A 14,649-nucleotide genomic window follows, 5' to 3' on the forward strand; every position below is an offset into this window, starting at 1 on the left:
CCCGCAAGGGTGGCGGCCTTCAGCTTTTTGGGACTTGTTGCGGAATTGAATTGAGGACCGGACTACCGTCCTTGTTGCGGGTCAGGTAGACCGGCAGCACCTTGGGTAGCGAAGCCACCAGGTTGTTGAGCTCTTTGATGTTGTAGATACCGCCGAGGCGAATCGAGCCGGTACTGTGGTCGGCGATCATGACAGGCTTGTTCAAATAACGATTGATCAAGGGCAGGGCATCGGTCAGCGTCAGATCATCGAGCACCAGTTTGCCGCTGCGCCAGGCCAGCGAATGGTCGTTGGCAGAGGTCTGGCTGATTTGTGGTGCGAAGTCGCCGTGCCGGTAACGCGCCTGCATGGCAGGTTCGAGACGTGAACCCTCGCCGGGCAGGGCATCGTTGCTGGTCACCAGCACGGAACCTTCGATCAGGTTCACGCGTACCTGGTTTTCATACATCCACACGTTGAACTGGGTTCCGGTGACGCGAATCCTGCCGTCGGCCGCCCTGACAATGAATGGGTGCTGCAGGTCGTGACTGACGCTGAAGAAGGCTTCGCCTTTTTTCAGCGTGACACGACGCTGATCCTTGTAATTGCTGAACGTCAGTTCACTGCCCAGGTTCAACTCCACCTGACTGCCGTCACTCAGCGTGACCTGACGAACGTTGTCGGTCGCCTCGAAATGCTGATAGGCATTGGGCAGCCATCCCAGGTTCCATCCGGTGTATGCCGCCAGTGGCAATGCCAGGGCGCAGACGGTGGCGGCAATGCCGAAGGTGCGCCAGGGCGTTGTCGGTTTGATGCGAACAGCCGGCGCGGGGGATTCGGCACGTGGCAAATCCCCAGCCACATCCCAGATCTCCAGCATGGCTTCGTACTCGAAGGCGTGCAGAGGATGAGCATCACGCCATTGCTCGAACGCCAGGCGTTCTTCGGCCGTGCAGTCGATGGCATGCAGACGCATGCACCAGTGCGCAGCGGCATCGGTGATGGCGTCGTATTGGGCTTGCGAGAGAGAGTGGTCGGTCATTGACTCATCCTGATTTCCTGCATTCTAACCTTGAGGGGAAGTCTGCGAGAACAACCGTCATGGCAATTGCCCATCAAAGTACAACTTATTTTCACCTGATCGCCCCGAAAACCGGGCGTCGCCGGGAAGTATCCATAAATGGAGTGAAAAAATGGTCAAGACCTCCAGGATTGATCCCGCTGTCCCGGACAAAAAAGCAGGCCTTGTAGCCAATGCCGGCAAGTCAAGAAATTTGAACGACGAAAATCCTGTGGGAGCGTGGCTTGCCCGCGAAGAATGCACCGCGGTTTTTCAGGTACTACGCGTCATCGTTCTTCGCGGGCAAGCCACGCTCCCACAGGTTCTGCGTCTTAACTTACCGGCCTGCTACGGCGGGACGTCAGACCGTGGACGGGGCTGGTACCGGATCCAGTTGTCGACCCATTTCACATATCAAGTAAGCGATCGAGTCGGCGTTGCGCAAAATGGTGTCGACTCTCACGTCCACATTCCTTGGATTCAGAAAGGCATCGCGAGCAGCATCCATCGTTGTACAACCCGTTGCTTTCAGAATTTCCCGACCCACATGCCCTAAACCCGCAATCGAATCCAGATCGTCCCATAAGTCCAGCTCGCTGTTCCAGCGCGCAAACAGTTGTTCCCTCGGGGTCGCCAGGGACAGTGCCTCTCGTTGGAAGTCCAGCTGAGTCTGTTTCAGCTTTGCGCTAAAAAAGGCCATTGGCGTGACAAGATCACTGAATGGACGCCTTGACTCGATCGTCGCGATATCCACGGTTTTTGAATAAAGGTGGGAGAACTCGTGAATCAGGGTGGCGGCCTGGGCATGACTGTTGATATTGAAAGGCTCCGTCAAGAAGTCTTGATAGAAATCGAGTTGCTGATTGAAAAATGTTTCCGTGAAATGCACATGCTTCAATATGTCCTCTTCCACAACAAAAGCGATCGTACTGTCGAGCCCGTATTTGTTGGAACCGACCACAAAACGTTCGGTATTCATCAAATCCTCGTTTGGGTCCACCAGCGCTTTGCAAACAGGAACGATGGGCTGTTTGATTTTGTCGAGAATGCTCGCGTCGATGTTGCCCACATCAAAAAAGGCTTTGAGGAAGGAATCCAGTCGCGTACCGGGGAGGTGTTGCCGGAGCTGCGCCAGGTTATGCAGACTGTTGAACGCGTAGTAACGAGCCAGGTCTATGGCTTGCATGATCATGCGTGCTTTTTCCGGATGTTTTGTCCGAATGTCTTCCATTCCCCGCGCTTCGATATTCAGCACCTCTCGGACCATGCGAGCAGTGGCATGTTGATTGTGCATTTTCGACAGGGCTTTGCCGTAATGGACCGTGTGGATGTCTGGATCGATCACTAGCTGCTGGCCGGGAGCCGCCAGCAACGCGGGTCCTGGCTGTTGGTCTCTGATCATTCGCCAGATCGGTCCGGTTTTGACCACGGGGTAAACCTTTCCCTCGACGGGGGCGTACGTTCGATTGCCGATTGAGTTTCGGTAAGTTCCATCGCTGTTCTTGCGCAGCTCCTTTAATGCTACGTCCGTGGTCTCGAAAGGCTGCAACACCGTGCGCGCCGGTGCCGTCGGTTTCACTTGCGACCATTGCGGGGCAGCCACCGGGTTGGCAACAGGTGGGGTGGCGGAGGTTGTTTGCGCCGTGGTCGCCGACTCCTCCAGCGACAACTTGCCTAACGACACCATCTGCGCGGCACCGGCAATAAATGCCTGCAATGCCCGCGTCCAGTGATGATCCTGCAGGGCTTCGGCGGAGCCCTTGAAGTCCTTGTAGCTTTGCCACAGAAACAGCACATAGGCGAGTTTGCCCGGTAACAGGCGGGAAATCAGATTGATGCCGGAGCTGAACAGGTTTTTGGCGGCTTCCCACTCGGCCTGGCCGCTGATTTCGGAGTGACTGCCGAGCATCTTCGATAGAAGGCTGACGTTATCGCTGAACAGTTGTACAAGCAGGTTGCCGTCGATGGGGGTAGACGCGAGGGTGATTTCGCTTTGTTGTCCGACTGTGGACTTGAACAGGTTGCCGAACAGGGACTGTTCACCCTCGGGAAGCCGTCGAATGATCAGATCCTGCAGTGCCCCGGGTGTATTGATCGCCGAGATAACGCTGGCCTCGTTCTCGAATTCGGTAAACACCGAGCCTGTGTGATAAGGCGCATACAGGATTTGCGGCCCGTCCTGTCCGGCACCGGGGCCGATCAGGTACAGGCCCAGGGTTTTGACGGCTGCGGCACCTGCGGTCTTGATCAGTTCCAGTGACCTGACGATGGCGTGGGCACCTGCTACAGCGGCACGGGCGATGGCGTCCGGCATGTCGAGAACCTGGCAGATCATATCGAACGCACTGGCGGAAAGACGTTGCTGCAGTTTCAGTGCATGAGCGTGTTGCAGCAGTTGCCACGGGAGTTGCTGAATAAAACGCTGTTTTCGACTGTCGGCATCGGTGCCGGTCTTGGTCAATGCATCCGTCACCTGCTTTGCATAATCGCTGTGGATATTCAGTGACTGCACAAGCTGGCGCACGGCGTCCTGATTCAGGCGATCGGGGAGGGCTTGAGCGGTTGTCGAGGCAATTTTGAAGCCGGTGCCTTGAGCGACGTCGACAGGGTTTAGGGCAAACTCGGTCAGGCTACGCGCCGGTCCGGCCAGGGCCAGGTCGGGCGTAATTTTAATGTGGCCGGGGTCAAGTTGCGTTCCAGGGAATCGGCTGCCGAGCAATGACACCAATCGGTCATGCACATAGGACGCCAGGGGCTGGATCCCGTGCAGATAATCTTTGTCGTCGGTGACGCTGTTACGGTATTGCTCCAGCAGTTCGATGTGCAACTGCTGTTCTGCGACGGGGGCCATGCCAAGCCATGCAGGCAGCGACTGCTGGCGGGTGATTGCCTGCGAGATCAATGTGGCTCTTCGCAAGTTGGTGTCGATGACCCTTTGCGTCATCTTTTGCAACGCTTTGATCTGCTGTGTGTCGCCCAGTTTCCGACTGCGCAGGTGTTCGCAGCGAGCCAGGAAGTGGTCAATGGAGGACTGCGCAAGGTGCTGCAGGACGTTGCTTTCAATCAGTCGCAACGAGTTGAGCGTGTAGCGCTGGTGGAATGTGTGCTGGGCAGGGGGGAGGTTTTCCAGCAGCTCCAGGCGTTTGTTGGCGTCGAGCAGGCGCCGGTTCAATTCCGTCATTGCGCTGCTGACTGAAGCGAAAACTTCCAGCCCGGCCGCAGGCGTCCACAGAATCGCCCGGCCGGAATGCTGAACATCAAGCCCGCCACGTTCGGTCAGCAGTACGCAATTGGCCAGGGGCAGCACATCCTTCTGCCCGGAACATTCAAGGATCAGCGAATAGGCATCAGGCCTGAAACCATTGAGGGCGAGGCGCGTTTTTCGATCCGCTTGATCCGGGTTAAGCACCGTATCGACAATGGCCCGGTCGGCGTCCCGCAGCGTCGCGTTGAGTACCCGAAGGCTGGCTTCTCCGCGTACCCCTACGGAAAGCGCGTGGGCCAGCTGGGGTTTCAACTTCTCCAGATATACGCGCTGTAGCGCCAGAGACGTGATCGGCTGAGAAGCGAATTCCGCGCTGATCAGCGATTCGACACTGTTGAAGGTTTTGACGAAAGCCGCTGCCGTGTCTGCCAATACCATGGAGGGCAGTTGGTTACCGGATAACACCGGCCGGGTACTCCAGCGTCCCTGAACATCCAGCGCCAGCAAGTGCTCGCTGATCATGGCGCGTATATCCAGTGCCTTGTCGAACAAGGCGTGGAGGTCCACGGTGCCTTCGCTCTGACGGAAAACCTGCAGAACGTATTCCATGTTTTGCAGTTGCTTGGTGATGACCGCTTCAAACAGCGTTTTGAAGATCGACCCTGAAATCACCTCACCGGAGACCTGTGGCTGATTGAAACCGATGAACCGGTTGCGTTCGTCCAGACTCAGCAGGCCGTAGAGCTCATCTTCGTGACCGGCTGCGCTGAACTTGCTCAGCAAGGTGCCTTTGAGGTCCTGATAGTCCTTCAGAACCTGGAGTCCTTGGGTAGGGGTGTAAAGAAAGGCATCGGCATTGGCGTGACTGATCATCAGTGCGCCAGCCAGTTCGACATAATTGGCTGCGTGCTCCCAAAGACGCACAGCCTCGAGGTTCAGTCCCGAGGCAGTGCCCGCCGTCAGAGCGTGCAAGGCCTGGCTCTGTTCAGGGCTGATGATGTCGGCCTCGCGCTTGATCAGGAACTCTGCGCGTGCCTTTTCACGGATGGCCCGATTGAAAAAATCGCGGCGGGATGCACCGTCGGCCGCCGCATCGTCCCAGTAGTTCTGCAGTTTCCCGCAAAGCAGGCTTAGCAGTTTGCTGGAAGCGGTCTTTACCGCGGTTTCCCAGTGCTGTTGGTCAGTGCTCGCCGGATTTTTTCCCGGATGGGAGAATTCATGAAGCTGCCCGACCGGCCATCGCTGATGGCGGTAGTACGACAGCACCGCGTCACTCAGGGACATGGAATTGATCCAGCGCCGGGGCGGGGCGCTGTCCTGGTCGTCGTCATGGGCCGATGCAACGGAGTAAAAGTCGAGTCGGGTCTGGCTTTGATCAAGGCGTGGGAATGAAGATTGCAACAACTCGTCAAGCAGCGTATTGAGCAGCGAGGTCAGCGTTGGCAGCTTGATCAACTCGTCCAGCATGGCCTGCTCGTTCATTCGCTGGTTATTGGCGATGACAGTGCGCTGGTCTTCGAATACGTCGCCCTCGATGGCCTGAAAACTCACCTGAATATTGCTCGCTGCCGCCAGCGTTTTGCGCTCAGCCAACGACATGAAGGCCAGCAAGTCGTCGTCCTCGGTCACGCTGCTCAGTTGGTGCTTAAGCTGTTCGGTCAAGGCTGCGCGGCTGTGGAACTTCTTTATGCCGGCGTACGGGGTGTAGAGAATTTCACCGTTGTCATCCGGAGTGAGGCTCAACACGAAGCTGCCGGCCAAGGGGACGGAGGCCAGGTCTTGCGCATTGAGCAGGATTTTTTCGGCAAACATCGGCGGGGTCTGTTGACTGCGTAACGTTTGGCTGGCCAGTTCCAGATGACTGAACCATTCGAAATCCTTGCGCGTCAGCCCATGGGTTCTACCCAGATCATTCCAGTGGCCGGGCGATTGCAGGGCCTGGGGGAAAAACAGCGGAGCGGGAGGTGAGGGCATCGTCGAGTCTCATTCAGGGCGCGGTTGAAGGCGCCTGTGGGTTGAGGCTCAAGACTAGAATTCGCAGGTCAGACGTAGGTGGTAGATAGTTACCACACGGCTGCCCGGTGTTCGTGCCAACGTGCGCGGAAGCAGCTTCTCGGTTCAACCGAATGCGCTCAGGTGCAGCGGTTCAAGCGAAAGGTTGACAGGCAGCTCGTCGCCCGTTGTTAATCGGTTGGTTTTCATACGCTGTTGCCCCCTCCAATAATTATTCTGGAGCTTCAGATGTCTGCGCCACACGATCATGTGTCTACTGCGGTTTCGCAAAACCTGTCCTTCGAAGCGCTGACGGCGTTGCTCGAGCAGATCTTCCTGCGCCACGGCACCTCGGCCGATGTCGCCAAAACCCTGGCCCTCAACTGCGCCGGCGCCGAGCGCGACGGGGCTCACAGTCACGGTGTGTTCCGTATCCCCGGTTATGTGTCGACGCTGCAAAGCGGGTGGGTCAATGGCCAGGCCGTGCCGGTGGTCGAGGACGTGGCCTCGGGCTTCGTTCGGGTTGACGCCGATAATGGCTTCGCCCAACCGGCCCTCGCGGCGGCGCGACCCTTGTTGGTCGAAAAAGCCCGCAGCGCCGGCATTGCGGTACTGGCCATCCGTAATTCCCACCATTTCGCCGCCTTGTGGCCAGACGTCGAGCCGTTTGCCGATGAAGGGCTGGTGGCACTGAGCGTGGTCAACAGCATGACCTGCGTGGTGCCGCACGGTGCCGATCGACCGCTGTTCGGGACCAACCCGATTGCCTTCGCCGCCCCTCGGGCCAACGGTGATCCGATCGTCTTCGACCTGGCGACCAGCGCCATCGCCCATGGCGATGTACAGATCGCTGCCCGTAAAGGCGAACGTTTGCCGGCGGGCATGGGAGTGGACAGCCTCGGCCAGCCGACCCAGGACCCGAAAGCGATCCTTGAGGGCGGCGCCTTGCTGCCGTTTGGCGGGCACAAGGGCTCGGCGCTGTCGATGATGGTGGAGCTGTTGGCGGCGGCGTTGACCGGCGGTAATTTCTCTTTCGAGTTCGACTGGTCGAATCATCCGGGGGCGAAAACACCCTGGACCGGTCAACTGCTGATCGTGATCGATCCGAGCAAGTCGGCGGGGCAGAGTTTTGCCGATCGCAGTCAGGAACTGGTCCGGCAGATGCACGGTGTGGGGCTCAAGCGGTTACCGGGTGATCGACGTCACCGGCAGCGCGCCAAGGCCAAGGTCGAAGGCATTGCACTCGATGCTCAGACGCTGGCAAATCTGCGGGAATTGGCCGGGCTCTGAGAGGAGCAGTTTTTTTTGTAGGAGCCAGGCTTGCCGGCGAAGGCGATCTCAAGTCCGCCTTCGCCGGCAAGCCTGGCTCCTACAGGTTCAGTGTTTCCCAATTAACGTCGGGCTAACAACAATCCGACCACCAAACCGAATCCGGCGGAGATAGCCACGGTTTGCCAGGGATGACCGCCGATGTAGATTTCGGTGGCGTCGACCGCGGGTTTGGTCCGGTCACGAACGCTGGAAACTGAACTCCGGGCCTGCTGGAGCTTCTGGGCGATTTGCCCACGAAGGGTGTCCGCCTCCTCACCGACCAGTGAAGCACTGCTTTTCAGCAGTTTTTCCGACTCTTCGATCAGGGACTGAAGTTCGCTGAAGACCTGATCCTTGATTTGATCCTCGGCGATTTGATCGATGATTTTGCGGGCCATTAGAGTACTCCTTGCAGGTGAATGGACAGTGAACAATGGAGTCTGGCGCCGTAGCAAAAGTTGCAGCAATTTTGCGTGGCGACTCCACCCTGAAGAAAAATCCAGGGCAGGACATTTCCTCCTACAGTGTAAGATGTCGCCTATTTTACGCAGCAGGTAATCCCCATGAGCTTCAATCTGGCCGACAAACCCCTTGCCGAGCGCGCGGCGCTTGAAGATGAAAAATCCCGTCTGTTCGAACTCTGGCAAAACAACCTGGGTAAATCCAAGGGCGAAGCCGCACGGTTGTTCGGTGAGCGGGCCAAGCGCAAAGGTAAATGGGCCGAGTGGGTCCGCGCCGAACTCGACGGCATGTCGCCGCCGGAATTCGCGAACATGGTGCGCAGTGAAGTCAATCGCCTGATGGCCGCTAAATAAACGTCCAGACACCATTCCCTTACGTTTGGGAAAAGGTCGCGATAATCGCCTCGCGCACTTTCAGCACCACCGGATCGAGCTGCGTACTGGTTCGCCAGCCCAGCTCGATCGGATAGCGTGGCAGCGTCAAAGGGCAGGGCAGCAGCGCCAGTCCGCTAAGCGCGGCGATACTTCGAGCCGCATGGGCGGGGATGGTTGCCACCGCCTGGCTGCCCTTGAGCAGATACGGCAACGCAGCAAAGTGCGTGGTCGACGCGCATACCCGCCGACTCAGCCCCAACGCCGCCAGGCCTTCATCGGTAATCCCGATAAAACCGCCCGATGACACCAGAATGTGCTCGCGGGCGACGAACGCCTCAAGGCTGAGAGTCTGCTGCCCCTCGGCCAGACTGAGGGGATCCACCAGGCACAGATAATCGCCTTCACCCAGCACTTGGCGACTGAGCAAACGCTCGGCAAATCCACCTGCCGTGATTGCCAGATCGATGCTGCGTTCCATCAAGGCCCGAGCGACGATCTGGCTATGGGTCTGGCGAAAGATCAGCCGCAATTTCGGCGCGCAGCGAGCGATCTCTTCAATCAGTCGTCGCCCGTAGGCGATTTCGAAATCATCCGACAAACCCACGGTCACCGAGCGTCCGTCGTAATGATGCGCAGCCGGATCGACCATCGCCAGGCTCTGGCGGCATTTATTCAGCGCATCGCTCACCACCGGTTTCAACTGGTTGGCCTTGAGTGTCGGCGCAAGGCCTCGACCCGTGCGCACGAACAACTGATCGCCATACGCCTCGCGCAATCGACGCAGCGCCGCGCTGACGGCCGATTGCGTCACGCCCAGACGCAACGCGGCACGGCTGGCGCTGGATTCCTCGTGCAGGGCTTCGAAGACTTTGAGCAGGTTGAGATCGAGGGTGGCGATATTCATCTGGTTCATATCATTCAGCAGTGAGTCGGGCTTTATTCATGATCCTTTGGCGCCGGAGAATGAGCAACACCTCATTACTGACGGAGTCACCGCGATGCCCAAGTCCATCGTTGCTGCGCTGCAAATCGGCACCTTGCCCGGCGGCAAGGCCGACACCCTCGATCAAATCCTCTGCTGGGAAACCGCCATTATCGAATCTGGCGCCGCGCTGGTGGTCATGCCGGAGGCGTTACTCGGCGGCTACCCCAAAGGCGAGGGCTTCGGTACGCAACTCGGTTATCGACTGCCAGAAGGTCGTGAAGCGTTTGCGCGGTATTTCGACAACGCCATCGACGTGCCCGGTGCCGAGACTGAAGCCTTGGCCGGATTGTCCTCACGCACCGGGGCCAACCTGGTGATCGGCGTAATCGAACGCGCGGGCAGCACCTTGTACTGCACGGCGTTGTATTTCGATCCGCAGGCCGGGCTGGTCGCCAAGCACCGCAAGTTGATGCCCACCGGCACCGAGCGACTGATCTGGGGCAAGGGCGATGGTTCGACCTTGCCGGTGATTGACAGCCAGGTCGGGCGAGTCGGCGCCGTGGTGTGCTGGGAAAACATGATGCCGTTGCTGCGCACCGCGATGTACGCCAAAGGCGTGGAGGTCTGGTGCGCGCCGACGGTGGACGAGCGGGAAATGTGGCAGGCGAGCATGCGCCACATCGCCCATGAAGGACGCTGCTTTGTGGTCAGCGCCTGTCAGGTCCAGGCCTCACCGCAAGCCTTGGGCGTGAAAATCGCCAACTGGCCGGCGGAGCGCCCGTTGATCTCCGGCGGCAGCGTGATTGTCGGGCCCATGGGTGACATTCTCGCCGGACCGCTGCGTGACGAAGCGGGTTTGCTCAGCGCCGAAATCGACACCGACGACCTGATCCGCGCCCGTTACGACTACGACGTGGTCGGGCACTACGCGCGCCCGGACGTGTTTGAGTTGACGGTGGATGAGCGGGCCAAACCGGGCGTGCGTTTTATCTGAGGCGCAGCCACTCTTCACGGGTGATTTCCCAGAGATCCTTCGGGAATCGGCCGCTGACGAAGTCGCCTTCTTCGGTGTGTATCAAGCGCATGCCGGTACGTTGCGAGAGTTTGCGCGAACCGATATTCGGCGCCGCTTTCGGCACGCGAAGCAACGACCGGCCGAGTGTTTCGAACCAGTACTCTGTCACTGCCGCACTGGCTTCGCCCATCAATCCCTGGCCTTGCCATTGTGGGCTTAACCAGAAGCCGCGGTTATTGTCCTGTTCATTCATCAGGCTGACATTGCCGATCAGTTGATTGGGGGCGGATTTCAAGCGGATCGACCAGTGCCATTCTTCGCCACGGGCCATCGCCGGTAGGGCAATATCACGCAGATAAGTCAACGCGCCATCGGCGGGATAAGGCCACGGCACCAGGACGTTCAGATAACGCACCACGTCCCAGTGGGGGAATTGTTGCTGGATGGCCTCGGCATCGGCCAGTTCCAGCGGACGCAAGATCAGTCGTTCGGTGTAGAGCGTTGGAGCGGCGTGCATCGTGGGTGACCTCCTTGTAGGGACGGATGGTGCGCATCATGCGCAGCGTCGATTGTGGTCTAGTCTCTAGGCGTTCACACCCCTGTCAACGGATGGACTGTCCATGAGTTTGTTACTCGGCCCGATTCTGCAGTTTCGTGGCATCAACGGTAATGTCTATAACGTGTCTGCCCTAGTGGTTTTACCCTTGGGCGCGACATCACCCAGCGTAAAAGTACCCGGCGGTGTCACGGCCGGCAAACCGTTGGCCACCGCCGATATTCCGTTGCTCAATCCTCAGTACCGCGTCTGGCGCATCGATTTAAAGGCGCTGCAAGACCAGGCTGTTGCCCGCACTTACACGATCAAGATAGAGGGCGCGGAGGCCAACTTCGTCGTTCCCGCCGAGGGCCAGTCGCCGCGCATGGCTTATGTGTCGTGCAACGGCTTCTCGGACCCCAAGGACATGGAGAAGGTGGACCGGAACAACGAGCGTTGGGAGCACATGTGGGGGGCTCATCAAAGCAAGCCCTATCACCTGTTGTTGATGGGGGGCGATCAGGTTTACAGCGACGATATGCGCAGCAGTGTGTCGTCGATGAAAACATGGTTTGCCAAACCCTTCGCCGACCGTCGAAAGGCGGTCTACAGCAAGGTCATCGAAGCCGATCTGGACAAGTTTTTCGCCAGACTCTACCTGGAACACTGGAAACAGCCTGAGGTCGCGAAGCTGCTCAGCGCCGTGCCGACGGTGATGATGTGGGATGACCATGACATCATCGATGGCTGGGGCTCCTACGATGAGATATTGCATTCAAGCCCGGTGTTCCAGGGGCTGTTTGCCACGGCCAAACGCTATTTCAGGATTTTCCAGCAGCAACTGATCCAGACTCATCCTCACCTCAAACCGTCCGCCGATATGCATCCCTGTGCGATTCCCGATACCGCTGACGGCTTTCACCTGGGATTTACCGGCCTGGGCGAATTGGCGTTGCTGGTTCCCGACTTGCGCAGTGAACGTGCGCCGGATTTGACGACTCCGCCCGCTCGGCAAACCCGGATCATTTCGCCCGTCAGTTGGGATGCGATTTATGCCTGGCTGGGCAAGGTCAAGGGGCATAAGCACTTGCTGCTGATGTCGAGTATTCCCGTGGGTTACCTTGATTTGCAGGCGGCCGAAAAGGCACTGGACCTGATTTCGGGGCAACAGGAACTCGAGGACGATTTGCGCGACCATTGGCGAAGCCTGCCCCACCGGGACGAACGCAAGCGGCTGATCATGCGGCTGCTGGATTACGCCCATGCCGAGTCATGCAAGGTCACGATGGTGTCTGGTGATGTCCATGTGGCAGGGGCCTGCGTGATCGAATCGACGTTGTCCCGGCATCGCAATGATGGTTCGGGATTGATCTACCAATTGATTTCGACCGGGGTCGTGCATCCTTCACCACCGGTACTGGCAGTGCAGTTTCTGGAGTCCATTGGCAAGCACCAGGAACAGATCGACTACGCCATCACCGGAACCATGTTGCCCATCGGTTCACGGGGACGTTACCTGATCGCCGCTCGAAACTGGCTGGCGATAGAGCCGGATGAACACAGCACCGGCAAAAGTCGGCTGTGGGCCAACTGGCACGTAGAAGGCTTCAAACATTGTGTGACCCAGGTTATCGATCCGGTTAAGCCGCGGACCGAGCCGTGAGCATTACCAAGTGCCGGTGGTCGGCTCTGGCAGGCTGAGTTTGCCGCGATCAACGAAACGCATCGTGCCGAACACACCGCCAGCCAGTTTGCCCCGAAGCACGTACGGCAGATTGTTCAGTGTCTGCGTCTGACCCAGCCAGAGGGTCTGACGCAGCACCGAGAAGGCCGAAACGCTCACCGGCACCACGATAACTGCTTCGGAAAACCGCGGAATCGAGCCCGACTGGTCGCTGACACCGGAGGCGAGTGATTGACCGTTCACCTCCAGATCCAAGGCTACGCCGTTGTAGGCGATCGCCGTTTCATTGGGGTTTTGCACGCGCAGTTTTACCGCAAAACGCACTTCCAGTTCCTGGCTTGGCAGCGGCTCGATACCGACCACGTTGATGTTCAGCGGGTCGTGTTGGGGGAACAGGGCGCAGGCGCTCAGGGAGAGCAACAGGAGGGACAGAGACAGGGCGAACAATCTGCGCATGGACAGGTTCTCGTAAGGAAAAAGGCCGAGCCGCTCGTGGCTCGGCTCTTGAGCATTACGCACGGTCTAACTGTGCGACAGCCGCAGGTGAAACGGGTTCACCCTTGGCCGCAACATCCGGGTTCTGCATCACCTGAAGCACCGAGGCTTCCGGGTCGAACTCGTCTTCTTCCAGCTCGATGAATTCTTCGGGCAGGAAGATATTCAGCACGATAGCGCACAACGCACCGACGGTGATCGGTGATTCGAAGATGTTGTGCAACGCCTTCGGCAACTCGCGCAACACTTCAGGCACCGCCGCAACGCCCAGGCCCATGCCGAGGGATATCGCCACGATCAGCATGTTGCGCCGATGCAGGCCGGCCTCGGCGAGAATCTTGATCCCGGCCACTGCCACGGTGCCGAACATCACCAGCTCGGCGCCGCCGAGCACCGGTTTCGGCATCAATTGCAGCACCGCGCCGATCATCGGGAACAACCCCAGCACCACCAACAGTCCAGCGATGAAAAACGCCACATAACGGCTGGCCACGCCGGTGAGCTGGATGACCCCGTTGTTCTGCGCGAAGGTCACCATCGGCATGCTGTTGAACACCGCCGCCATGGCAGAATTGAGACCGTCGGCCAGCAACCCGGATTTGATCCGGCGGATATAAATGGGGCCTTTGACCGGTTGCCGGGAAATCATCGAATTGGCGGTCAGGTCCCCGGCGGCTTCCAGGGGCGACACCAGGAAAATCACCGCGACCGGCACAAATGCCACCCAGTCGAATGAGAAACCATATTTGAACGGTACCGGCACACTCATCAGCGGCACGGCGGGCAGGCTGGTGAAATCGACCTGGCCCATGAACCACGCGACTGCATAACCGAGGGCCAGGCCGATGACGATCGCGCCCAGGCGCAGGAACGGCACATCCACCCGGTTCAACACCACAATGGTCCCCAGCACCAGTGCCGCCAGCGCCAGGTGGCTGGCGGCGCCGAGATCCGTCGCACCGAAACCGCCGGCAATGTCGGTCATGGCGACCTTGATCAGCGACAGGCCCATAAGGGTAATGATGGTGCCGGTCACCACCGGGGTGATCAGCATCCGCAGCTTGCCGATGAACTGGCTTAGCACCACTTCGATGAACGCGGCGAAAAAGCACACGCCGAAAATCGTCGAAAGGATCTCATCGGTGCCACCACCGCGCGCCTTGACCATGAACCCGGCGCTGAGAATCACGCTGATAAACGAAAAACTGGTGCCTTGCAGGCACAGTAAACCGGAGCCGACCGGGCCGAACCGCCGTGCCTGGACAAACGTGCCCAGCCCCGAAACGAACAGCGCCATGCTGATCAGATAAGGCACTTCACTTTGCAAGCCAAGGGCGCTGCCCATGATCAGCGTCGGCGTGATAATGCCGACGAAACTCGCCAGTACGTGTTGCAGGGCGGCGAAGACCGTGGCGGTCAGGTGGGGGCGATCGTCGAGGCCGTAAATGAGGTCGTTGTTGCGTGGGGAGGCGGTTTTTTCAGAGGCGGTCATGGTGATTTGCGTGCCGAAAGGCGGGCCGGGTCAGAAAATGGAGGCGCAGGATGCCAGAACGGTCTGGCCACGGCAAAAGCAAGGTCAAAAGATCGCAGCCTTCGGCAGCTCCGCAATGAA

11 protein-coding genes are annotated in these 14,649 nt (G+C 58.8%); 4 read left to right on the forward strand and 7 right to left on the reverse strand.

The genetic code is table 11. The annotated features are described in order from the left end of the window. Nucleotides 1-19 precede the first annotated feature (19 nt). Nucleotides 20-1,021 carry a FecR family protein gene (locus AB7M22_RS10475; RefSeq protein ID WP_454186208.1) on the reverse strand — a complete coding sequence of 334 codons (1,002 nt, stop codon included), beginning with the start codon at nucleotides 1,019-1,021 and terminating at the stop codon, nucleotides 20-22. A 379-nt stretch (nucleotides 1,022-1,400) separates the two neighbouring features. Next, the gene (locus tag AB7M22_RS10480) at nucleotides 1,401-6,218 is read right to left on the reverse strand and encodes a dermonecrotic toxin domain-containing protein (RefSeq protein WP_454186209.1); all 4,818 of its coding nucleotides are present in this window, start codon (nucleotides 6,216-6,218) and stop codon (nucleotides 1,401-1,403) included. A gap of 267 nt (nucleotides 6,219-6,485) precedes the next feature. Between AB7M22_RS10480 and AB7M22_RS10485 the strand changes: the two genes are divergently transcribed. After that, entirely contained in the window at nucleotides 6,486-7,526 is a 1,041-nt protein-coding gene (locus AB7M22_RS10485) for an Ldh family oxidoreductase (protein ID WP_454186210.1), read from the forward strand. Between the two features lie 101 nt (nucleotides 7,527-7,627). Here AB7M22_RS10485 and AB7M22_RS10490 read toward each other — a convergent pair whose 3' ends face one another. Beyond that, nucleotides 7,628-7,945, reverse strand: coding sequence for a DUF883 family protein (locus tag AB7M22_RS10490; protein WP_454186211.1), 318 nt, complete (start codon nucleotides 7,943-7,945; stop codon nucleotides 7,628-7,630). A gap of 165 nt (nucleotides 7,946-8,110) precedes the next feature. On the opposite strand from AB7M22_RS10490, the gene AB7M22_RS10495 reads away from it, so the two are divergent. Continuing rightward, nucleotides 8,111-8,362 carry a hypothetical protein gene (locus AB7M22_RS10495; protein WP_007897387.1) on the forward strand — a complete coding sequence of 84 codons (252 nt, stop codon included), beginning with the start codon at nucleotides 8,111-8,113 and terminating at the stop codon, nucleotides 8,360-8,362. A 19-nt stretch (nucleotides 8,363-8,381) separates the two neighbouring features. On the opposite strand, the gene AB7M22_RS10500 is transcribed toward AB7M22_RS10495, so the two are convergent. Then, nucleotides 8,382-9,296, reverse strand: a complete 915-nt coding sequence (locus AB7M22_RS10500) for a LysR family transcriptional regulator (protein WP_454186212.1) — start codon at nucleotides 9,294-9,296, stop codon at nucleotides 8,382-8,384. 85 nt (nucleotides 9,297-9,381) lie between these two features. Between AB7M22_RS10500 and AB7M22_RS10505 the strand changes: the two genes are divergently transcribed. Then, on the forward strand, nucleotides 9,382-10,302 hold the full coding sequence (locus AB7M22_RS10505; protein WP_454186213.1) for a carbon-nitrogen hydrolase family protein: 921 nt from the start codon (nucleotides 9,382-9,384) through the stop codon (nucleotides 10,300-10,302). On the opposite strand, the gene AB7M22_RS10510 is transcribed toward AB7M22_RS10505, so the two are convergent. Continuing rightward, nucleotides 10,295-10,840, reverse strand: a complete 546-nt coding sequence (locus AB7M22_RS10510) for a GNAT family N-acetyltransferase (protein ID WP_454186214.1) — start codon at nucleotides 10,838-10,840, stop codon at nucleotides 10,295-10,297. The two genes, AB7M22_RS10505 and AB7M22_RS10510, sit on opposite strands and share 8 nt — an antisense overlap. Before the next feature lie 103 nt (nucleotides 10,841-10,943). Here AB7M22_RS10510 and AB7M22_RS10515 point away from each other — a divergent pair, with 103 nt between their 5' ends. Further along, entirely contained in the window at nucleotides 10,944-12,521 is a 1,578-nt protein-coding gene (locus AB7M22_RS10515; RefSeq protein WP_454186215.1) for an alkaline phosphatase D family protein, read from the forward strand. A gap of 3 nt (nucleotides 12,522-12,524) precedes the next feature. On the opposite strand, the gene AB7M22_RS10520 is transcribed toward AB7M22_RS10515, so the two are convergent. Together AB7M22_RS10520 and AB7M22_RS10525 are read right to left on the reverse strand one after the other, a co-directional pair. Then, complete coding sequence (locus tag AB7M22_RS10520; RefSeq protein ID WP_454186216.1) at nucleotides 12,525-12,998, reverse strand: LEA type 2 family protein; 474 nt, start codon at nucleotides 12,996-12,998, stop codon at nucleotides 12,525-12,527. A gap of 55 nt (nucleotides 12,999-13,053) precedes the next feature. Continuing rightward, nucleotides 13,054-14,529, reverse strand: coding sequence for a nucleobase:cation symporter-2 family protein (locus AB7M22_RS10525; RefSeq protein WP_007897378.1), 1,476 nt, complete (start codon nucleotides 14,527-14,529; stop codon nucleotides 13,054-13,056). Nucleotides 14,530-14,649 lie beyond the last annotated feature (120 nt).

It is taken from the genome of Pseudomonas sp. ADAK2 TE3594 (genome assembly GCF_053628675.1).

Bases quoted from the DNA above. Each gene is read 5' to 3' on its own strand.
- AB7M22_RS10500 (WP_454186212.1), bottom strand. From the start codon at position 9,296: ATGAACCAGATGAATATCGCCACCCTCGATCTCAACCTGCTCAAAGTC.
- AB7M22_RS10515 (WP_454186215.1), top strand. From the start codon at position 10,944: ATGAGTTTGTTACTCGGCCCGATTCTGCAGTTTCGTGGCATCAACGGT.
- AB7M22_RS10525 (WP_007897378.1), bottom strand. From the start codon at position 14,529: ATGACCGCCTCTGAAAAAACCGCCTCCCCACGCAACAACGACCTCATT.
- AB7M22_RS10495 (WP_007897387.1), top strand. From the start codon at position 8,111: ATGAGCTTCAATCTGGCCGACAAACCCCTTGCCGAGCGCGCGGCGCTT.
- AB7M22_RS10520 (WP_454186216.1), bottom strand. From the start codon at position 12,998: ATGCGCAGATTGTTCGCCCTGTCTCTGTCCCTCCTGTTGCTCTCCCTG.
- AB7M22_RS10480 (WP_454186209.1), bottom strand. From the start codon at position 6,218: ATGCCCTCACCTCCCGCTCCGCTGTTTTTCCCCCAGGCCCTGCAATCG.
- AB7M22_RS10510 (WP_454186214.1), bottom strand. From the start codon at position 10,840: ATGCACGCCGCTCCAACGCTCTACACCGAACGACTGATCTTGCGTCCG.
- AB7M22_RS10475 (WP_454186208.1), bottom strand. From the start codon at position 1,021: ATGACCGACCACTCTCTCTCGCAAGCCCAATACGACGCCATCACCGAT.
- AB7M22_RS10485 (WP_454186210.1), top strand. From the start codon at position 6,486: ATGTCTGCGCCACACGATCATGTGTCTACTGCGGTTTCGCAAAACCTG.
- AB7M22_RS10490 (WP_454186211.1), bottom strand. From the start codon at position 7,945: ATGGCCCGCAAAATCATCGATCAAATCGCCGAGGATCAAATCAAGGAT.
- AB7M22_RS10505 (WP_454186213.1), top strand. From the start codon at position 9,382: ATGCCCAAGTCCATCGTTGCTGCGCTGCAAATCGGCACCTTGCCCGGC.